Origin of the sequence: Solimonas fluminis, from assembly GCF_002930645.1 — a bacterium.
Classification (GTDB): Bacteria; Pseudomonadota; Gammaproteobacteria; order Nevskiales; family Nevskiaceae; genus Solimonas_A; species Solimonas_A fluminis.
Window position 1 is genome coordinate 509188 of sequence record NZ_PSNW01000002.1, and the last position, 18952, is coordinate 528139.

The window sequence follows — 18952 nt, forward strand, 5'->3', positions numbered from 1 at the left end:
CGATGACAAGCCGGCGGGCGGGGCCGCCGGAAAGCCGAAGGGCGCCTTGCGGCGCCCTTCGGATGAAGCGGTGAAGAGCCCTTCGGCGTTACGGCGCGGGGTACTTCTGGAACCAGGCCGCGAAGGTCGCGGTGCTGCGGCCCAGCGCGTCCAGGGCGGCGGCGCTGTAGGCGGCACTGTCGGTCTTGGCCGAATTGCTGGACTTCTTGCGCGCGGCTCCGCCGGCATTGGCCATGCCCATGAAGCCGCCGATCATGTCGAACATCTTCTTTGTCGACTCGTTGTCGGTCTGCTCCATCTGCTCCAGGGTTCCGAAGGCCAGGTCGCTGACGATGGCCTGCTGCAGCGTGGCGTTGGCTTCCTCGCCCTTGGAGGTCATGCCCATCTTGGATTCCTCGGCGCGGATCATCGGCGTGTAGAAGCTCTTGACCGACATGGCCAGCGAGGCGCCGACCTCGGCGTCGCGCGCCATCAGGCCCGAGCGGTTGCCGCTGCTGGTCATGTTGGCGAAATCCACCACGATCAGCGGCGCCACGACAATGGCCTGCAGCTTCTCCGACAGCGGCGCCAGCAGGCGGTAGCTCTTCTGGTTGAACGGCGTCTTGTCGGTCCAGCCAAAGTCGGCATAGGTGAAGAACAGCGGCGTTCCGCTCGGCGCGAAGGCAATCCCCTTGGCGCCGGCAACCTCCTTTTCGTAGGGCTGCGCGCTGGGCTCCACTTCGGCATGGAAGCTGGCCAGTTCCGAAGCCGGCACCACCTCGCGGCCGGCGGCGGCGAGCTGCGCCAGGAAGTCGGCATAGGCCTTGTCGGTGATCGCCTGCATGGTGGCGGAGTCGACCCCCTCCAGGGTGACGTTCATCGAGGCCTTGGCGCCGCTGGTGTCGCGGCCCGGCAGGTAGCTGGCGCGGACCTGGGCGCTGACGGTGTTGTAGTTGATGAACACCACGCGGAAGCCGGCCACGGCCACGCGCTTGGTCTTGGGCAGCAGCACGCTGGTGACGCTCTTGCCGAAGGTGCCGCCGGTCTGTCCCTTGAAGTAGGCGTCGGGATCCAGCGCCGAGGGCGCGGAGACGGTGGCGGAAGCGGCGGCGGTTTCCTCGGCGGCCGCGACGCCGCTCAGGGCGGCGGCCAGCAGCGCGAGGCTGCCCGCCAGGATCGATGTGGTACGCATGGCAATTCCCTCTGGGTCTGGATGGCGTCCGTCCACGGACTGGAACGGTTGCGCCAAAGCCTAGAGGCTGGGGCCGTCGTGCAGCGCACCCCTGATGGGGGGCATGGCACACCCCTAATGGGGGGTGCTTTCTTCCTCGGCGATGCGCTGGATGTGCCGGCAGAAATCCTCGTCCTCGCCGCGCAGCAGTTCCGGCAGCGCGGCGCGGAAGTCCTCGCGGCGGCACCACTCGCGCATGTAGTCCTCCCAGCTTTGCCACATGCGCCGCGCCTGGCGCGGCATGTCGTCCTCATAGACGAGCAGGTAGGCGCGCTCGAACAGCGAGATCAGCAGGTCGAACAGCACACCCTTGCGCTCCTGCTGCTCCTCGTTGAGCTCCGGCGGCGGCCCGTGGCGGCGCAGCAGGTGGAGGTCGGAATGCTCCAGCACCAGGTGCAGGAATTCGGCGTACTCGTCGGAGAGCTGCTGGTAGATCTCCTCTTCCTCGTTGCGGCGTTCCTTGCGCTGCTCGTAGACGAACACGAAGATCGCCAGCGGCAGGCCGATCACGGTCACCACGTAGCTGAGGAACTCCCAGGTCTCGAGCGCGCTCATGCCGCCGAGTCTACGCCCGGCGGCCACCGAGGAGATGACAGCCCGGCTACAGGCCCGAGAAGCGCCGCAGCCAGACCGTTGCCTCGTATTGCGCGGGGCCGGTCTGGCGCAGGCCCTGCCAGCCCAGCACGAAGTTGCCCTGTGCGTCGCTAGCCGCCTGCGGGTCCGACTCACCGGCGGAAGGGTCGGCGTTGTCGGCGAACAGGATGGCGCCGGCGGGGCTGGCATCCGGGTTCAGCATCCGTGCCAGTACCTTGCTGTTGAGGTAGGACGGGCCGGGCGGGACCCGCTGCGCCCAGGTCACGATGCCGCGTCCGTCGGCGGCCAGGCTGGCGTCGATCTCGGCCGGCGTCGTGATGGCGCCCGCGGCAACCTCCGCGGCGGCGGCCTGCGCCGCGCCGCCGGCATCGTAGCGCCGCGCCATCAGCCGCTCGTCCGGACGCTTCCAGGCCACCAGGAAGTCGCCGCCCGGTCCCGCGGCGATCACGGGGGCGCTGTCCCAGCGCCGCAGGCCGGGGCCGGGCAGCCCGGAGATCGTGTCCACCCTGATCAGCGCACCCTTGGCGAAGCCGGCGGCGCTGTAGCGGCGTGCCAGGATCTCGGCCTTCAGCGGCGCGTAGTCGGGGCCGTTGCCGTAGTAGCCGGGAGTGACGCCCGCCTGGGCGTAGTCCGACCAGGTCACCACGAAGCCGCCGTCTGCCGCGATGCCCAGATCGACCGAACTGGTCTGCTGGCGCGTGATGACCGAGGGCGGCAGCGTGGTGGGAATGCCCAGCGGCAGGTCGAGGCTGGAGTCCAGCCTCGTGGCGACCGGGATGGCGAGCCCGCGGCGGCTGCCGTCGGCGTCGAAGCGCTGCACGGTCAGCAGGCAAGGCCGCAGTTCCAGAAGGAAGCCGAACAGGCCCAGGGGGATCGCACCGCTTTGCGTGAGCGGGCGCTGGGTCAGCACCACGAAGCGGCCATCTGGCGCCATGGCCAAGCCGTAGTCGTCGATCAGCCCGGTGGCGAACGTGGCGATGCTGAAACGGTCGCCCATCGGCGCCCCGTCGTCGGCGAAGCGGCGGCCCACCAGGCCCGAATCATCGATCCAGGTGACAAGGAAGCGGCCCTGGCCGTCCGTCGCCAGGCGCGGGCTTCGCTGCAGTCCCTGCCGTCCAGGATCGACCTCGAAGGCGGCTCCGCGCGGACTGCCGTCGGCGGCATAGGCCCGCGCCCAGAGCGCGCGCTGCGAGAGGTCGTCGATGTGGTCGAACCAGGCGGCGGCATGGGCGCCGGTCGCGGCACGCGCCAGCAGCAGGCCCTCCTGGGCATGGGCGGCGACCGCCGTGGGCCGCTTCGGCGGTCCCAGCGGATCGCCCGGCGCGGCGATGGCGCCGCCGCCGGCCAGCAGGACCATCCCGGTCAGGGCCGCGCGCAGCGCCGCCCCGGAAAATCCCTTTCCGTCCGCCATGAGCTTCCCCTCGCCAAGCCTCGGGTGCCAGCGGTATAGCAGGCCGGGAGGGGGCTGGCTGTCAGACGTTTCTGACGAGCACCGCGTAGTAGAAGCCGTCGTGCGTATCGCCCGGCGCGATCCGGCGGCCGAACTCGGTCGGCTCGCCCCAGTCGGCCTCGATCCGGGTCGCCTGCAGGTCGTCGGACAGGGACAGGAAGCGGCCCATCACCTCGTCGCCCTCGGCACGCAGGATCGAGCAGGTGGCGTAGACCAGGCGCCCGCCCGGCGCCAGCAGCGGCCACAGCGACTTGAGCAGGCGCAGCTGCTGCAGCTGCAGCTGGGGGATATCGGTCTTGCGCCGCAGCCACTTGATGTCGGGGTGGCGCCGGATCACGCCGGTACCGGAGCAGGGGGCGTCGACCAGGATGCGGTCGTAGAGCTTGCGGTCCCACCACTTGGCGGGCGTGGCGGCGTCGCCGGCGATGAGCTGCGCCCGCAGCTTCAGGCGACGCAGGTTCTCGTCGACGCGGACCAGGCGGCGGCTGTCGCTGTCCAGCGCGGTCAGTTCCAGCGCCTGGCGCTCCAGCATGTGCGCGGTCTTGCCGCCGGGCGCGGCGCAGGCGTCCAGCACGCGCTGGCCGTATCGCAGGTCCATCAGCTCGACGGCGAGCTGCGCCGAGGCATCCTGCACCGAGACGTGGCCGGCATTGAAGCCGGGAATCTTGGCCACCGGCCGGGCCTCGTCCAGCACCACCGCGTCCGGGCAGTCGTCGAGGGCCTGCGCGCCGATGCCGATGCCGCGGGCGCGCTCCAGCCAGGTTTCACGCGACATCTCGCGCCGGTTGATGCGCAGGGTCATCGGGCCCTGCCGGTTGTTGGCGGCGAGCAAGTGCTGCCAGTCGCGCGGCCAGTCGGCCTCGAGCTTGCCGGCGAGCCAGTCCGGGTGCGAGTTGCGCAGCGCCGGATCGGCCGGCAACTGGGCCTCCAGCGCCTTGCCCTCGCGCTGGTAGCGGCGCAGCACGGCGTTGACCAGGCCGCGCGCCGGCGCGAACTTGAGCTCTTCGACCGCCGAGACGGTCTCGTTGAGCGCGGCGTGATCGGCCACGTCCATCGAGCGCAGCTGGTACAGGCCGCAGAGCAGCAGGGCATGCAGCAGGGGATCGGGGGACAGCGGCTTGTCGAGCAGGCGGTCCAGCAGGGCCGAGAGCAGGCGGTGGTCGCGGATCACGCCGTAGACCAGGGCCTTCATGAAGGACAGGTCCGGGAGGTCCGGGGGAAGGCTGGCGTAGCAGTCGTCCAGGGAGTGGCCGAGCATGACGCGGGCGACGATGCGCGCGGCGTTCACGCGGCTGTTGCGGGAGGGCTTCATGCCGCCATTATCGCTCAGCTCGGCCTGGCGCTCTCCGCCAGGGCGCACCGCCGGGCGCGGCGTCAGCCCTTCAGCGGCACCCGTACCCGGAAGCAGGCTCCCCGCTCCGCCGGCGCCAGTTCGATCCCGCCACCGTGCGCGGTCAGCAGGGAGCGGATGATGGCCAGGCCCAGGCCGGTGTTGCCGCTCTGGCGCCGGGTAGTGAAGAAGGGCTCGAAGATGCGCTCGGCATTGGCGGCGGAGATGCCCTGGCCGTCGTCGGCCACGGTGATGACCGCGCAGGGCGCGGCGCCGCCGTCCACGGCCCAGTCCAGGCGGGCGCTGACGCCGGCGCCGCCGTGGTGGCGGGCATTGTCCAGCAGGTTGCCGAGGATGGAGTCCAGCGTCTCGGCGGCCATGGCGACCGTCACCGAGTCCTCGCGGGCGGGCGGCTGCACCCGCAGGCCCAGCGCCTGCTGGCGCTGCGCGACGCCGGCCAGCACGGCCGCCAGCTCGCAGGATTCGTCGCCCACGCGCATCACGTCGGCGCGCGCCAGTTCCAGCAGCTTGCGCACCAGGTTCTCCAGCCGCTGGGCGTCCTGGTTGAGGATGTCGAGGAAGCGCGTGCGCTCCGCGGCGGACATGTCCGCGCCATGTTCGCGCAGCAGCTCTACCGAGCCCTGGATCGCGGTCAGCGGCGTCTTGAATTCGTGCGAAACGTGGGCGGCGAAGTCGCGGATGTACTGCGCGCGCTGTTCCAGGGTGCGTGCCATGGCGGCCACGGTTTCCGACAGCTCGGCGATCTCCTGGGTGCCCGGATGCGCCAGCGGCGTCACCGCGCCGGTCTCGCCGCGCGCGGCGCGGTGTGCCTGTTCCACCAGCTGGCGCACCGGCCGGCTGATGGTCAGCGCGCTGAACAGCGTCAGCGCCAGCACCAGGCCCAGCAGGGCGAGACCCGCCAGGATCAGGGGCTGGCGCTTGCCCTCGATGGCCTGGCGCAGGTTGGCGGGCGTGCGCACCAGCAGCACCGCGCCCAGCACGCGGCCTTCGCGCAGGATCGGCTCGGCCACGTAGACGCGCAGCCGCGCGCCACGGCTGATGGAATCCAGCGGCGGTGCCGGCTGGTCGTTGCGCCGTGCGCGCAGGCTGCTGACCGCTTCGCCGCCCAGCGCGCGCCGCACCTCCTCATGGTTCGTCAGCGACAGGCCGAGATCATCCTCGTCGCGGTCGCGGGTGGAGGCCACGACCACGCCGCGGTAGTCGACGACGGCAATGCCGGCCAGCGTCGTGCGCTGGGCCTGCTGCAGGATCGGGTTCAGCTCCTGCCCGATGCGCCAGGCCAGCGGATCGGCGTTGTCGGCGCCGGGTTCCGGCGGCGGTGCAGTCGGCAGGACGCGGTCCTCGGCCAGGTCCAGTACCGGCGCGCGCGGGCGCCAGTGCTCATTGGGGTCGCGCCCCTTCGGCGCGGCCACCAGCACGTAGCCGTAGTCCTCCAGCGCGCGGTTGGCGGCGATCGGATCGCCGCTGTCCGGCGCGGTGAGCCGCTCGGCGGTAGCGCGATAGCTGGCGGCCACGAAGGCGGCCTGGGCAATCAGCTCCGACTCGGTCTGGCGGATCAGCGCGCTCTCGTAGAGCCGCAGCCAGATGATGCCGCCCAGCGGCAGCGCCAGGATCACCAGGTTGGTGAGCAGCAGGATGCTGCGCAGCCGCAGGCGGAACCACTTCTTCAAGTGCAGGGCCCGAGCTTGTAGCCGATGCCGTGTACCGTTTCGATCGGATCGATTCCCACCGCCTCCAGCTTCGCCCGCACGCGCCGCACGTGGCTGTCGATGGTGCGGTCGCTGACGATCTTGTGCAGCTCGTAGGCCTCGCCCATCAGCAGGTCGCGGGTGCAGACGCGGCCGGGGCGTGTCATCAGCGTGCGCAGGATGCCGAATTCGGTCAGCGTCAGCACGATCTCACGGTCGTCCCACCAGGCCTTGTACTGCTCGGGGTCCAGGCTCAGGCGGCCATGCTGCAGGCGCTGCGGGGCGGCTTCGGCCGGGACGCTGTAGCGGCGCAGGCAGGCCCGCACGCGGGCCACCAGCTCGCGCGGCGAGAAGGGCTTGGCCATGTAGTCGTCGCCGCCCAGCTCCAGGCCGATGATGCGGTCCACCTCGTCGTCGCGGGCGCTGAGGAAGATGATCGGCGTCTGCCTTTGCGAGGGGTCGGCGCGCAGGCGGCGGCAGACCTCGGTGCCGTCCAGCTCGGGCATGGTGATGTCCAGCACCACCAGGTCCGGACGCTCGCCGGCATGGCGTTGCAGGGCCTGCGCGCCGTTGTCGGCCGTGACGGTGCGGAAGCCGGCCTTCTGCAGCGCGAAGCAGACCACCTCGCGGATGTTGGGATCGTCGTCTACGACCAGGATGGTCTGCATGTTCGGGGGCGGCGTCGGTGAAGGTGGAGGCATCCTAGCGGCAAGCGCGGGGGTGGCGGCAAGCAGGCTCACGCGCCGCGACCCAGGGCGGCGGCGAGCAGCAGCAGGGCCAGCGGTGCGAAGGGCAGCCAGGCGATGGCGTTCAGCGCCGTCCAGGTCTTGAGCAATCCATGCCAGAGCCGGCCCTCGCCGCGGTCGGGGGCGCGCAGCACCGGCAGGGCCGCGAGGATGATCAGCGAGGGCGACAGCAGCATCGCCAGGAACATGCCGCGCAGGCCGGCGCCCCAGCCCAGGTCGTCGGCCCAGAACACCAGGGCCAGCGTGGCGGCCAGGTAGCCGTGCCCGGCGAGCATGAAGACCAGCCAGAAGGCCGGCCAGAGGCCGAGGCAGGATCGTTGCGGCGGTTTTTGGGCTGACATGGCGGCCGGAGGTGGGAACTGCGGCGCAGCCTAGCGTCGGTGCCGCGGCGAAAACCCGGACTGCACCGCAATTGCACAATCTTCCTCGGGCTTTGCACCGGGCCCGCCGGGTCCTTGCACCGGCGGGCCGGACACTGCACTCCGTCCCCACAGGGAGTGCCTGACATGTCCAACGCCGCCACCGCGATCCACACCTCACCCGGATTGCGCCGCCGCAGCCTGCTGTTCCTCGGCTTCGTCGCCGCGCTGTTCCTGCTGCCGGTCCTGCTGGCCCCGGCCGAGGCCGCGCAGCCCATCGCCGGCACGCTGACCGCCGGGCAGGGCGGTGAACTGCCGAGCCTGAAGACCGAGATCCGCGCCGAGATCCGGGGCGACCGCGCCGAGATCACGGTCGTGCAGGTCTTTCTCAACCCCCACCGGCAGGCGCTGGAGGCCTGCTACCGGTTCCCGCTGTACCGCGACGCCGCGGTGCAGGAGATGCGCCTGGCCATCGGCGAGGGTGCCGAGACGGCGCTGCCCGAGGCCGCCCCGCTCGTCCGCAAGACCGCCGCGGATGCCGGCGGACAGGAGTTCGTGCAGCGCCTGCCGGCGCTTCCCCCCGGCCAGCCGGTGCGCATCGTGCTGCGCTACCGCCAGACCGTGCCGGCCTTCCGCGGCATGCACGAACTGGCGCTGCCCCTGGCCCGGGGCGGCGAGGCCGTCGACCCCGGACGGCTGTCGCTGAAGGTGGCCCTGCACGGCGGCCTGCCGGTTCGCAGCGTCAGCAGCAGCCATGCCCTGCGGGCCCGCCCCCGCTCGCCCTGGGCCTGGGACATCGGCCTGGCGCCGGGCCGGAGCATCGCCCCGGGCGACTTCGTGCTGCGCTACCAGCTGGCCGAGGCGGCGGACCCGGAGGGCCTCGCCCTGTAGGCGATGTAGGGGGCGGCCCGTATCGTAGGCCCCGCCCCGACGGCGGATTGCCGTGGACGGAGGATGGAACCGGACCGGGCCGCGCCCCATAATGGCGGCATTAGTGGTTACAAAAGTTCTGTCCGGAGGAATCCCCCGATGATGAAGTCCCTGCTGCGGGCGTCTGCGCTCGCCGTCGCCCTGTCCCTGGCCGCCTGCGGCGGTTCCTCCGAGTCGGTGGACGAGGCCGCCGGCAGCGCCGGCGCCAAGTGGTTCGACTACGAGCGTGCCGAGGAGTACGCCGGCATGCAGCAGATGCCGGAGCAGAAGGTCGAGATGAGCGACGGCGTGAAGCTGTCGGTCAAGGTGGCCCTGCCGACCGACGCCGAAGGCAACGTCGTGGACTTCCCGCTGCCGGTGATCCTGACCCAGACCGGCTACAACAAGAGCCTGGCCACCGTGATCCCGGCCTTCCCCACCTTCAACAGCTTCTTCGTGCAGCGCGGCTACGCCCACGTCGCCGTCGACGTGCGCGGCACCGGCGTCTCCGAGGGCGACTGGGAGGCGTTCAGCGAGCGCGAGCAGCTGGACTACAAGGAGATCATGGACTGGGTCGCCGTGCAGCCCTGGAGCAACGGCAAGGTCGGCACCTGGGGTCCGTCGTTCATGGGCATCACCCAGATCTTCACCGCCGCCCACCAGCACCCGGCGCACAAGACGGTGTTCGCGATCGTGCCGATGGGCGACGCCTACCGCGACATCGTGTTCTCCGGCGGGCAGGTCAACGCCGGCTTCATCCCGCTGTGGATGCTGCTGGTCACCGGCCTGGGCGTGCTGCCGGCCGAGGCGGATCCCTCCACGCTGCTGGTCTCGCTGGACCACGCGCTGGATGCGGTGCTGAAGTTCCAGGTGCCGACCATCGTCGAGGCCGTCACCGGCGCCGACGGCCGCAACTACGACAGCGACTTCTGGCGCACCCGCTCGCCGATCGAGGTGGCGGACCGCGTGAAGATCCCCACTTTCATCGTCGGCGGCCTCAACGACATCTTCCAGCGCGGCGAGCCGATGCTGTACGAGGTGATCAAGCGCAACACCACCACCAAGCTGCTGGTCGGCCCCTGGCAGCACCTGGGCGCCTCCACCGGCGCCGGCCTGCCGCTGGACGGCGTGCCCGACCTGAACCACATCGCGCTGATGTGGTTCGACAAGTACCTCAAGGGCCTGAACACCGGCGCCGAGCGCGTGCCCAACGTCACGCAGTACCTCACCGGCGAGGAGCGCTATTCCATCGCTGGCGACTGGCCGCATCCCAAGGCCCGCGCCGAGCGCTGGTACCTGCGCGGCGACCGCGGCCTGACCCAGGAGCAGCCGGCCGCCGACGAAGGCAGCAACGTCACGCTGCCGGTGGTGTCGCTGCTCAACCTCTGCTCGCTGAGCACCTCGCAATGGACCGCCGGCCTGCTGGGCCTGGTGCCGTTGCCCTGCCTTCAGGGCAACAACAACCTCAACGAGCTGCCGCTGATCGGCGCGGTGACCTACACCACCGAGCCGATGGAGCAGGACTACTACATCAACGGACCGATCCAGGCCGACCTGTGGATCTCCAGCCTGGCGACGGATGCGGGCATCGCCGCGCGCATCACCTCGGTGGCGCCCAACGGCAGCTCCACGGAACTGACCAACGGCATCCTCACCGCCTCGATGCGCCTGGTGGACGAGTCGCGCTCGCGCAAGATCGGCGGCGTGATGATCCAGCCCTGGCACCCGTACACCGAAGAGTCGCGCCAGCCGCTGAAGTCCGGCGAGCCGGTGCTGGCCAGCGTGGAGATCTTCCCGACCAGCACGGTGATCAAGAAGGGCCACAGCCTGCGCATCGCGATCAGCACGGCCGACTTCCCGCACGGCCTGCCGCCGGTGGGCGACCTGCTCAACCAGCTGCTGGGCGTGATGACGATCCGCAGCGATGCGGAGCATCCGTCGAGCATCGTGCTGCCGGTGGTGCCGGTGGCGGCGATCGAGGCGCCGCGCTGAGCGAAGCTGCTTTGGATTGAAGCAAGAAGGCCGCGAGAGATCGCGGCCTTTTTTTCGCGTGGTCCCAAAACCGTTCATGCCGAGTGCCGCGAAGCGGTGTATCGAGGCACGCGCCTGGCTGGGGGCGGCGGCCCTGAGGCCGCTCGGGCGTGGTGGCTCCCTGATGGTTCGTTTCGCCCAAGGGCGAGTTGCTTCTTCGCCTGGAGGCGCCTCCAGGCGAAGAGAAGTAACCAAGAGAAAGGACCCCCTCCATCCGCGGTCCCGCTGAGGCGGAGCAACCTGCCCGGTGGAAGGGAACCCGGACCATCAACAGCATTCGCTGCGCTCACGGATGAACGACTACAACAAGGGCGCCTTCCGCAAACTCGTCACCGCCCATGCCGCCCGCGCATCCTCGATCTTCAGTTGCTTGGCCCCCAGCCGCGTCACGATGCGGTCGTACTCCGCCTTCTTCATCCGGTCCATCTCGGGGTCGGGATCGCTCGGCGTCCAGGGGTGCACGTAGAGCACCTGTTTGATCTTGGCCTGCAGCATCTCCTTGGCGCAGCCGAAGCAGGGCTGCATCGTGGTGTAGAGCGTGGCGTCCTGCACCGAGATGCCGAAGCGCGCGGCGGACAGCAGCGCGTTCTGCTCCGCATGCACGCAGATGCAGAGGTCGTAGCCGACGCCGGATCTGAACTGGCCGCCGGGGTTGCGGCAGCGCAGGCAGCCGCCGTCGAGGCAGTTGGGCATGCCTTCCGGCACGCCGTTGTAGCCGGTGGAGATGACCCGGTTCTCCTTCACGATCACGGCGCCCACGCGGTTGCCGGTGCAGTTCGCCTTTTCGCGCACGGCGAAGGCGATGCCCATGTAGTAGGTGTCGGTGTCCGGCAGCAGTTCGCTCATCGTGGTCTCCCCCGGCGGGCAGCTTGTGTCAGGCATGGCGGTCATTTCAAGCGTCGGGGGCCAGCAGCAGCTTGCCCTGGGTCTGGCCGGACTCCAGGGCGCGGTGGGCCTCGGCGGCGGCCGAGAGGGGGTAGACGGTCAGCGGCGGCGGCTGCAGCGTTCCCGCTTCCACGCCGGCCAGGATCCGGGTCATCGCCGGCAGCAGCAGGTCGGCGCGCTCGCTGAGGAAGCTGAGGTTGAAGCCCAGCACGCTGCGGTTCTCCACCGTCAGCTTCAGCGGATCGAAGCGCGGTGTGCGCAGCCAGTCCCAGGCCAGCTTGAGCCAGTCCGGGCGCCCGCCCTTCTTCGGCAGCATGGTGTGGAAGCCGTAGATCGCCAGGCGGCCCATCGGGGCCAGGTGGCGATAGCTGTCGCCCAGGGTCTCGACGCCGTTCGGGTCCAGGATCACGTCGTAGCCGCCGGGGGCAAGGCGCTCCGCCTCCGCCCACAACGCCTGTTCAGACTTGACGATGACGTGGTGTGCGCCCAGCCGCCGCGGCAACTCGCGCTTGTGGGCGCTGCCGACCACGGCGGTGATCTCGGCGCCGGCCTGGGCGGCGAGCTGCACCGCGGCGCTGCCGACGCCGCCGGCAGCGGAATGCACCAGCACACGCTCGCCGCGGCGCAGGTGCGCCAGCTCGTGCAGCGCGAACCAGGCGGTCAGGAAGATGGTCGGCAGGGCGGCGGCCTGGGCGCTGTCCAGGCCCGGCGGGATGCGGAAGGCCTGCGCGGCCGGCACGCAGAGACGGCTGGCGTAGCCGCCGAACAGGGTCAGGGCCAGCACCGGGTCGCCGGCCTGCCAGCCCGGCACGCCCTCGCCCACGGACTCGACCTCCCCCGCCACCTCGAAGCCCGGCGTGATCGGCCAGCCCACCAGGCGCTTGGCCGATTCGTAGAGCCCCATGCGGATGACGCAATCGGCGTAGTTGACGCCGATATGGCGCACGGCGATGCGCAGCTCTCCGGGCCGCGGCTGCGGGTCCGGCCGCTCGCGCAGCTGCAGCCGCTCGTAGCTGCCGGGGCGGTCGATGACGATGGCTTTCATGGCTTTGCGACAGGCGGTGTCGATTGCGGCGGCAACGGCGCCGCGGGGTACATAGTATCTACTGCCCGGCCAGGAGCATCGGCGTAGCTTGGCAGGATGAGAATCCTGGACCTGGCCGGAACCGCCGAAGGACCGTCTGCCCGCCGCGGCGGCGACGAGGCGGGCGACTGGCGCCGGCGTTTTGCGCGCCCTGCCGACACCTGGGCCGGCATCGTCTGGCGCCTGCTGGCGCTGGCGCTGTCCTACCTGGCCACCGGCTGGCTCGGCCTGCAGCTGGCGCAGCCGCCGGGCTACGCCACGGCCATCTGGCCGCCCTCCGGCATCTCGCTGGCCTTGCTGCTGCTCTGGGGGCGCGGTCTCTGGCCCGGCGTCTGGCTGGGCTCGCTGCTGCTGAACTGCGTGGTCGGCTACCAGGTGGCCGGCAGCCTGACCCTGCAGGGCGTGCTGATCGCGGCGTCCATCGCCAGCGGCTCCAGCCTGCAGGCCGTCTGCGGCGCGACCCTGATCCGGCGCCATGTCGGCTGGCCGACCATGCTCGACTCCGGCCGCGACGTGCTGGCCTTCATGCTGCTGGGCGGCATGCTGGCCTGCGTCATCGCGCCCAGCGTCGGTACCGCCACGCTGTACTTCAGCGGCCGGGTCGTGCCGGGCGACCTGCTGTTCACCGGCTTCACCTGGTGGGTGGGCGATGCCATGGGCGTGTTCCTGATCGCCCCGCTGCTGGTGGTCTGGGCGCTGGAGCGGCGCCGCAGCTGGCAGCGGCGCCTGCCGACGGTGGTCGGCTCGGTCGCGGTGTCGGTGCTGCTGGGGGCCCTGGTGGTGCAGCAGACCAACCTGGTCGAGAACAGCCGCATCCGCAGCGCCTTCGGCGAGCAGGCCCAGACGGTGGAGCGGGGCTTGGCCGAGCGCCTGATGGGCGCCGAGCGGGCGGTGCGCACGCTTGGCGATTTCTACCAGGCCTCCAGCGAGGTGACGTCCGAGGATTTCATCGCCTTCGCCGGCGGACAGCTGCTGGGCACGCCGGGCATCCGCTCGCTGGGCTGGGCGCCGCGCCTGTCCGGCGAGCGCTACCCCGTCACCTACATCATGCCGCGCGACGGCAACATGGCCCTGCTGGGCCACGACCTGGCCGCGGATGTCGGCCAGCAGGCGCTGCTGGGCGAGTTGACGGCCTCGCGGGCGATGGCGGTGTCGCGGGCACTGCCCGCCGCCGTGGCCAGCGGCGGCGGCGGCGTGCTGGCCGCGACGCCGCTGGGCCGGCTGCAGCGCGACGGTTCCTGGCGCATCGACGGCCTGGTCTTCGCCCTGCTGCAGTTCGACACCCTGATCGAGCAGGTGCTGGGCGGCAGCCTGCCGCCGGGAGTCGAGGTGGCCCTGGTGGATCGCGGCGCGGCAGCCGAGCGGGCACTGCTCTACGGCAGCGCCGGGCGGCTGCCGTCGCGGGACGCCAACAGCCTGGTCCATGAGGGCGAACTGGCCTTCGGGCCGGCGCGCTGGAGCCTGCAGGTGGTGGCTGGCAATGCCTACCTGCAGGCCCATCGTTCGCTGCAGGCCTGGGTCACGCAGGCCGGCGTGTTCCTGTTCTCCGGGCTGCTGGGCGGTTTCCTGCTGGTGCTGACGGGGCGCGCGGCGCGCATCGAGCAACTGGTGGGCGAGCGCACCGACGAACTGGAGCAGAAGAACCGGGCGCTGTCCGGCGAGGTGGAGCAGCGCCAGCGCAGCGAGGCCGCCCTGCGCGAGAGCGAGGAGCGTTTCCGCGGCATCTTCGAAAGCGCCAGCACCGGCATCGCCTTCGCCAACGCGCGCGGGCGCATCCTGCAGAGCAACGCGGCGTTCCAGGCCCAGCTCGGATACTCGGCCGAAGCCCTGCGCAGCATGGATTTTCCCTCGCTGACGCATCCGGAGGACGCGCCGCGCGAGATGGAGCTGTTCCGCGAGGTGGAGTCCGGCCGGCGCGACAGCTACCGCATCGAGAAGCGCTTCCGCGCCGCCGGCGGCCGCCACGCCTGGGCCGACTCCACCGTTTCCGCGATCCGCAGCGGGGACTCGCGCCCGCAGCACTACGTGGTGGTCTGCACCGACATCGAGGCGCGCAAGCAGGCCGAGGCACGCATCCGCTACCTGGCGCAGAGCGACGCGCTCACCGGCCTGCCCAACCGCTCGATGCTCGCCAGCCGGCTCGGCGATGTGCTGGCCGAGGCGCGCGCCAACCGGCAGCCGTTCGCGGTGATGTTCATCGACATCGACCGCTTCAAGAACATCAACGACTCGCTGGGACACGGCACGGGTGACACGCTGCTGCAGGAAATGTCGCGCCGCCTTGGCGTCTGCGTGCGCGCGGGCGATACGCTGGCGCGGCACGGCGGCGACGAGTTCGTGGTGGTGCTGCCGCAGGTCCACGACGCGGCCCAGGTCTCCCAGGTCGCCACCAAGATGCTGGCCACGGTGGAGCGCCCGCTGACCATCGACCAGCACCTGCTGAGCGTGACCTGCAGCATCGGCATCGCGATGTATCCGGGCGACGGCGAGGATGCCGAGAGCCTGCTGAAGAATGCCGACGCCGCGATGTACGTGGCCAAGAGTTCCGGGCGCAACAGCTTCCAGTTCTTCACCGCCGACATGAACGCCCGGGTGCGCGAGTTCCTGCGCGTGGAGAACGACCTGCGCAGCGCGCTCAAGAACGGCGAGTTCCGCTTGCACTACCAGCCGCAGTTCGACGCGGCCAGCGGCGAGATCCTGGCGATGGAGGCGCTGATCCGCTGGCAGCATCCGCAGCGCGGCCTGCTGCTGGCCGGGCAGTTCATCCGCGTGGCCGAGGAAAGCGGCCTGATCGAGGAGATCGGCGACTGGGTGCTGAACGAGGCCTGCCGGCAGGCCCGCGAATGGCAGCGGCGCGGCCTGAAGGCCTTGCCGGTGTCGGTGAACCTGTCGGGCTTCCAGCTCTACCGGCGCGACATCGTCGCCAAGGTGGGGCGCGCGCTGCAGTCCAGCGGGCTGGAGCCGCGCTGGCTGGAACTGGAGGTGACCGAGTCGGTGCTGATGCAGGACGTCGCCCGCGTGGCCGGCATCCTGCAGGAAATCCGCGGCATGGGCGTGAAGCTCGCGCTGGACGACTTCGGCACCGGCTATTCCTCGCTGGCCTACCTGCAGCGCTTCCCGCTGAGCCGCCTCAAGGTGGACCAGACCTTCGTACGGGACATCAGCGTGGACGACAACGACGCCGCGATCTGCAAGGCGATCATCGCCCTGGCGCGGACGCTGGGCCTGCAGGTGGTCGCCGAGGGCGTGGAGACGCCGCAGCAGCTGGCCTTCCTGCGCGAGCACCGCTGCGACCTGGTGCAGGGCAACCTGCTGGGGGCGGCGATGGCGCCGCAGCAGCTGGAATTGCTGCTTGGGGCGCAAGGCCCGGAAGAATCGCGGGGGGTGAGCCGGGGTTTTCGCGGAGTGCCTTGAATGGCACTCCGCGCCGGCGAACGCCCCGCACATGGAGTGTTTGGCCTCGCTGAGGGATGACTCGATGTCATGCCGAAGTAAGCCAAACACGGGCCGGGGGTGGAAAAGAGCACCTCTGTCTCGCCATGGACGGCGGCACAACGGATCGCGGGGGCGGTAAGGGTGGCGAAGCCCTCGCCCGTTTTTTCAGGAACGGGCGAGGCGCCGAGTCACGGCGCGGAGGGCGGCGTGACGGCTCGCTTTGCCCGGATTTGCTCGACCTTGTCCTTCCAGGCCTGAACTTCCTCGGGCCAGCCCTCCAGCACGCAGACGGCGCAGCCGCCGTTGCAGCAGTCCGGCTGGTCCGGGTAGGGCGGCAGGTCGGTTTCGTCCGGCGTGGGATACCGGAAAGGCTGCACGCCGCTCATGCGAAACGCTCCCCGACCAGCTTGCGGCCGCTGGCGGCCTGCGCCGCGGCCACCGGCTTGCCGCCGGGCCACTGCAGCTGCAGCAGGCGCACGACGCCCTCGCCCGCCGCCACCGCGATGCCCTGGGCATCCGCCGCCAGGATCGTGCCCGGCTCGCCGCCGGCAGCGCCGGCCTCCTCGCGCGCCTGCCACAGGCGCAGGCGCTCGCCGCCCAGCTCGCTCCAGGCCACCGGCACGGGGTTGAAGGCGCGGATGCGGCGCGCGATCTCCGCCGCGGGCCGGGTCCAGTCGACGCGGGCCTCGTCCTTGCTCAGCTTCCTGGCGTAGGTGGCGCCCTCGGCGGGCTGCGCGCGTTCCCGCAGCTCGCCGCGCGCGAGCCGGGCCACGGCGTCCACGATCAGGCGGCTGCCCAGGGCCTGGAGCTGGTCGTGCAGCGATGCGGCGGTGGTCTCGGGGCCGATGTCGAGCGGTTCTTCCAGCAGCATCGGGCCGGTGTCCAGGCCGGCATCCATGCGCATGATGGTGACGCCGGTCCGGGTGTCGCCGGCCTCGATGGCGCGCTGGATCGGTGCCGCGCCGCGCCAGCGCGGCAGCAGCGAGGCGTGGATGTTGAAGCAGCCGTGCCGGGGGATGTCCAGCACCGCCTGCGGCAGCAGCAGGCCGTAGGCCACCACCACCATCAGCTCGGGCTGCAGGGCGCGCAACTCGTCCACCGCCTCGCCGCGCAGCTTCTCGGGCTTGAACAGCGGCAGGCCGAGGGCGGCGGCGCGCTGCGCCACCGGCGAGGGGCTGAGCTTCTGGCCGCGCCCGGAGGGGCGGTCGGGCTGGGTATAGACGCCGGCGATCTCATGGCCGGCGGCATGCAGGGCGTCCAGCGCCGCAACCGCGAAGTCCGGCGTACCGGCGAACACCAGGCGCATCGTGGGGAATCCGGTCTAGGCCTTGGCCTTGTGGCGGGCGTCCTTCTCCATCTTCTTGCGCAGGCGCTCGCGCTTGAGGCTGGAGAGGTAGTCGATGTAGAGCTTGCCGTCGAGATGGTCGATCTCGTGCTGGATCGCCTGGGCCATCAGGCCCTCGGCTTCCAGCTCGAAAGGCTGGCCGTGGCGGTCCAGGGCACGCATCCGGAGCTTGTTGTAGCGTTCCACCTTGTCGCTGTAGCCGGCCACGGACAGGCAGCCCTCGTCCATGGTCTGGCGGTCGCCGGCCTCGAAGATCTCGGGGTTGATGATTACCATGGGCTTCGGCTGGGCCTTGTCCTCGCTGGTGTCCATCACCGCCAGTCGCTTGGCGACGCCCACCTGGGTGGCGGCCAGGCCGACGCCGGGGGCGTCGTACATGGTCTCGAACATATCGTCGATCAGGCGCTGCAGGGCCTCGTCGAACTGCGTCACCGGGGCGGCTTTCTGCCGCAGGCGGGGATCGGGATGCTGCAGGATTTCGAGTAATGCCATGTCAGGAACCAGCCTACAACTTAGAAACGACTATTGGATTTGACGGCAAACGATTGACTCATCTAGAGTTTGCCGCAAATCCGGCGTAACCGCGGGGAAGGTGCCGCCATGCGGAAGTATAGCGTTTTATACCGTGTTCAAGCTCTGGCGCTGGCTGCTGCCGCGCTCGCGGCCGGCTGTGCCACGACGCCCGGCGAACGCAGCTCGGCGAACGTGACGCCCGCGCCTGCGGCGCGTCCCGCTCCGGCGCAGCCGCTGCAGGCGGAAGTGGACGGGCTGAGCGCCGACGAGCGCTTCGTGTCCCCCGCCGCCGACGAAGGCGGGCTGGTGCGTGAAGACGCGCCGCTGCGCTACGTCGTCAAGAAGGGCGACACCCTCTGGGGCATCTCGCAGAAATTCCTGGTCGAGCCCTGGCAGTGGCCCGAGGTCTGGATCGTCAACGACCAGGTCAAGAATCCCCACCTGATCTATCCCGGCGACGTGCTGACGCTGATCTGGCGCGACGGCCGCCCGCGCGTGGCGCGCGAGCCGGAGCTAGCCACCGACCGCCTGTCGCCGCGCGTGCGCGAGTCCGACCTGGGTGCCGCCATCCCGGTGATCCCGCTCGACGCGATCCGCGACTTCCTGCGCAGCCCGCGCCTGGTGACGCTGGACCAGCTCAAGCAGGCGCCTTACGTCCTGGACTTCGTGGACCTGCACATCGTCGGCGCCAGCGGCAACGGCGCCTATGTCAAGAAGCTCAAGCGCAGCCATGGCAGCGCGCTGGAAGCGGTGCGCCTGGGCCAGAGCTACATCGACCCGGACAGCAACGAGCTGCTCGGCTACGAGGCCATCCCGGTGGCGCAGGTCGAGGTGCGCGAGTTCGCCGAGCCCGGCACGGTGATGCTGACCAAGAGCTACCGCGAGACCCGCGCCGGCGACTACCTGATCAAGCCGCTGTCGGAAACCTTCGACGCCAACTTCTACCCGCACGTGCCCAAGGCGCCGTTCACCGGCCGCATCCTGTCGGTGTTCGACGGCGTCTCGCAGATCGGCCAGTACCAGGTCGTGACGCTGAGCAAGGGTGCGCGCGACGGCCTGGAGGCCGGCCATGTGCTGGACATCCTGCAGGCCGGCCGCACCGCCCGCGATCCGCATGGCGTCGGCTACGTCGCCCTGCCGGAGACCTATGCCGGCCAGGTGATGGTATTCAAGCTCGAGGATCGCGTGTCCTACGCGCTGGTCATGTCGGCGATCCGCCCGGTCCATGCCAAGGACAAGGTGGTCAAGCCGGGCACGCGCGTCGCCATCGAGTAGCTTCCAAGGATTTACCGCGCCCGCCCGCGGCAAGCCGTCACAAACGCGGCTTGCTACCGGCGGGCGTTCTGTTTCAC

General features: G+C 70.5%; 16 protein-coding genes. 4 read left to right on the top strand and 12 right to left on the bottom strand.

The features are described 5' to 3' along the window. Nucleotides 1–88 precede the first annotated feature (88 nt). From C3942_RS06190 to C3942_RS06220, 7 genes are all read right to left on the bottom strand, one after another. Nucleotides 89–1171, bottom strand: a complete 1083-nt coding sequence (locus tag C3942_RS06190) for a hypothetical protein (protein ID WP_104229484.1) — start codon at nt 1169–1171, stop codon at nt 89–91. 114 nt (nt 1172–1285) lie between these two features. Then, nucleotides 1286–1765, bottom strand: coding sequence for a hypothetical protein (locus C3942_RS06195; RefSeq protein WP_104229485.1), 480 nt, complete (start codon nt 1763–1765; stop codon nt 1286–1288). Nucleotides 1766–1811: 46 nt separating this feature from the next. Next, nucleotides 1812–3215: a hypothetical protein gene (locus C3942_RS06200; protein ID WP_104229486.1), complete on the bottom strand. Its 1404-nt coding sequence runs from the start codon at nt 3213–3215 to the stop codon at nt 1812–1814. A 61-nt stretch (nt 3216–3276) separates the two neighbouring features. After that, nucleotides 3277–4566 (bottom strand): 16S rRNA (cytosine(967)-C(5))-methyltransferase RsmB, encoded by a 1290-nt coding sequence (rsmB, locus tag C3942_RS06205; RefSeq protein ID WP_104229487.1) that lies wholly within the window; start codon nt 4564–4566, stop codon nt 3277–3279. Between the two features lie 62 nt (nt 4567–4628). Then, on the bottom strand, nt 4629–6275 hold the full coding sequence (locus tag C3942_RS06210; RefSeq protein ID WP_104229488.1) for a sensor histidine kinase: 1647 nt from the start codon (nt 6273–6275) through the stop codon (nt 4629–4631). After that, nucleotides 6272–6961: a response regulator transcription factor gene (locus C3942_RS06215; RefSeq protein WP_104229489.1), complete on the bottom strand. Its 690-nt coding sequence runs from the start codon at nt 6959–6961 to the stop codon at nt 6272–6274. Before C3942_RS06215 ends, C3942_RS06210 begins: the two co-directional genes overlap by 4 nt. 68 nt (nt 6962–7029) lie before the next feature. Next, nucleotides 7030–7380 carry a hypothetical protein gene (locus tag C3942_RS06220; RefSeq protein WP_133164245.1) on the bottom strand — a complete coding sequence of 117 codons (351 nt, stop codon included), beginning with the start codon at nt 7378–7380 and terminating at the stop codon, nt 7030–7032. A 165-nt stretch (nt 7381–7545) separates the two neighbouring features. Here C3942_RS06220 and C3942_RS06225 point away from each other — a divergent pair, with 165 nt between their 5' ends. Next, entirely contained in the window at nt 7546–8289 is a 744-nt protein-coding gene (locus C3942_RS06225) for a VIT domain-containing protein (protein ID WP_104229491.1), read from the top strand. Nucleotides 8290–8427: 138 nt separating this feature from the next. Continuing rightward, nucleotides 8428–10299 (top strand): CocE/NonD family hydrolase, encoded by a 1872-nt coding sequence (locus C3942_RS06230; RefSeq protein ID WP_104229492.1) that lies wholly within the window; start codon nt 8428–8430, stop codon nt 10297–10299. Between the two features lie 339 nt (nt 10300–10638). Here C3942_RS06230 and C3942_RS06235 read toward each other — a convergent pair whose 3' ends face one another. Next, entirely contained in the window at nt 10639–11184 is a 546-nt protein-coding gene (locus C3942_RS06235; protein ID WP_207765991.1) for a deoxycytidylate deaminase, read from the bottom strand. Nucleotides 11185–11230: 46 nt separating this feature from the next. Beyond that, nucleotides 11231–12268 (bottom strand): synaptic vesicle VAT-1 family membrane protein, encoded by a 1038-nt coding sequence (locus C3942_RS06240; RefSeq protein ID WP_104229493.1) that lies wholly within the window; start codon nt 12266–12268, stop codon nt 11231–11233. Between the two features lie 96 nt (nt 12269–12364). Here C3942_RS06240 and C3942_RS06245 point away from each other — a divergent pair, with 96 nt between their 5' ends. Continuing rightward, a complete protein-coding gene (locus C3942_RS06245; protein ID WP_104229494.1) occupies nt 12365–15721 on the top strand; it encodes an EAL domain-containing protein in 3357 nt (1118 codons plus the stop codon). 209 nt (nt 15722–15930) lie between these two features. Here the strand turns inward: C3942_RS06245 and C3942_RS06250 are convergent, their stop codons facing one another. From C3942_RS06250 to def, 3 genes are read right to left on the bottom strand one after another with little or no spacing between them, the layout of a single operon-like run. Next, complete coding sequence (locus C3942_RS06250; RefSeq protein ID WP_104229495.1) at nt 15931–16128, bottom strand: oxidoreductase-like domain-containing protein; 198 nt, start codon at nt 16126–16128, stop codon at nt 15931–15933. Continuing rightward, a complete protein-coding gene (gene fmt, locus C3942_RS06255; protein WP_104229496.1) occupies nt 16125–17048 on the bottom strand; it encodes a methionyl-tRNA formyltransferase in 924 nt (307 codons plus the stop codon). The genes C3942_RS06250 and fmt overlap by 4 nt, the downstream gene beginning before the upstream one ends. Nucleotides 17049–17063: 15 nt before the next feature. Further along, complete coding sequence (gene def / locus C3942_RS06260) at nt 17064–17579, bottom strand: peptide deformylase (RefSeq protein ID WP_104229497.1); 516 nt, start codon at nt 17577–17579, stop codon at nt 17064–17066. A 108-nt stretch (nt 17580–17687) separates the two neighbouring features. Between def and C3942_RS06265 the strand changes: the two genes are divergently transcribed. After that, nucleotides 17688–18875, top strand: coding sequence for a LysM peptidoglycan-binding domain-containing protein (locus C3942_RS06265; protein ID WP_104229498.1), 1188 nt, complete (start codon nt 17688–17690; stop codon nt 18873–18875). Nucleotides 18876–18952 lie beyond the last annotated feature (77 nt).

Bases quoted from the DNA above. Each gene is read 5' to 3' on its own strand.
- C3942_RS06190 (WP_104229484.1), bottom strand. From the start codon at position 1,171: ATGCGTACCACATCGATCCTGGCGGGCAGCCTCGCGCTGCTGGCCGCC.
- C3942_RS06195 (WP_104229485.1), bottom strand. From the start codon at position 1,765: ATGAGCGCGCTCGAGACCTGGGAGTTCCTCAGCTACGTGGTGACCGTG.
- C3942_RS06200 (WP_104229486.1), bottom strand. From the start codon at position 3,215: ATGGCGGACGGAAAGGGATTTTCCGGGGCGGCGCTGCGCGCGGCCCTG.
- rsmB (WP_104229487.1), bottom strand. From the start codon at position 4,566: ATGAAGCCCTCCCGCAACAGCCGCGTGAACGCCGCGCGCATCGTCGCC.
- C3942_RS06215 (WP_104229489.1), bottom strand. From the start codon at position 6,961: ATGCAGACCATCCTGGTCGTAGACGACGATCCCAACATCCGCGAGGTG.
- C3942_RS06220 (WP_133164245.1), bottom strand. From the start codon at position 7,380: ATGTCAGCCCAAAAACCGCCGCAACGATCCTGCCTCGGCCTCTGGCCG.
- C3942_RS06225 (WP_104229491.1), top strand. From the start codon at position 7,546: ATGTCCAACGCCGCCACCGCGATCCACACCTCACCCGGATTGCGCCGC.
- C3942_RS06230 (WP_104229492.1), top strand. From the start codon at position 8,428: ATGATGAAGTCCCTGCTGCGGGCGTCTGCGCTCGCCGTCGCCCTGTCC.
- C3942_RS06235 (WP_207765991.1), bottom strand. From the start codon at position 11,184: ATGAGCGAACTGCTGCCGGACACCGACACCTACTACATGGGCATCGCC.
- C3942_RS06240 (WP_104229493.1), bottom strand. From the start codon at position 12,268: ATGAAAGCCATCGTCATCGACCGCCCCGGCAGCTACGAGCGGCTGCAG.
- C3942_RS06245 (WP_104229494.1), top strand. From the start codon at position 12,365: ATGAGAATCCTGGACCTGGCCGGAACCGCCGAAGGACCGTCTGCCCGC.
- C3942_RS06250 (WP_104229495.1), bottom strand. From the start codon at position 16,128: ATGAGCGGCGTGCAGCCTTTCCGGTATCCCACGCCGGACGAAACCGAC.
- fmt (WP_104229496.1), bottom strand. From the start codon at position 17,048: ATGCGCCTGGTGTTCGCCGGTACGCCGGACTTCGCGGTTGCGGCGCTG.
- def (WP_104229497.1), bottom strand. From the start codon at position 17,579: ATGGCATTACTCGAAATCCTGCAGCATCCCGATCCCCGCCTGCGGCAG.
- C3942_RS06265 (WP_104229498.1), top strand. From the start codon at position 17,688: ATGCGGAAGTATAGCGTTTTATACCGTGTTCAAGCTCTGGCGCTGGCT.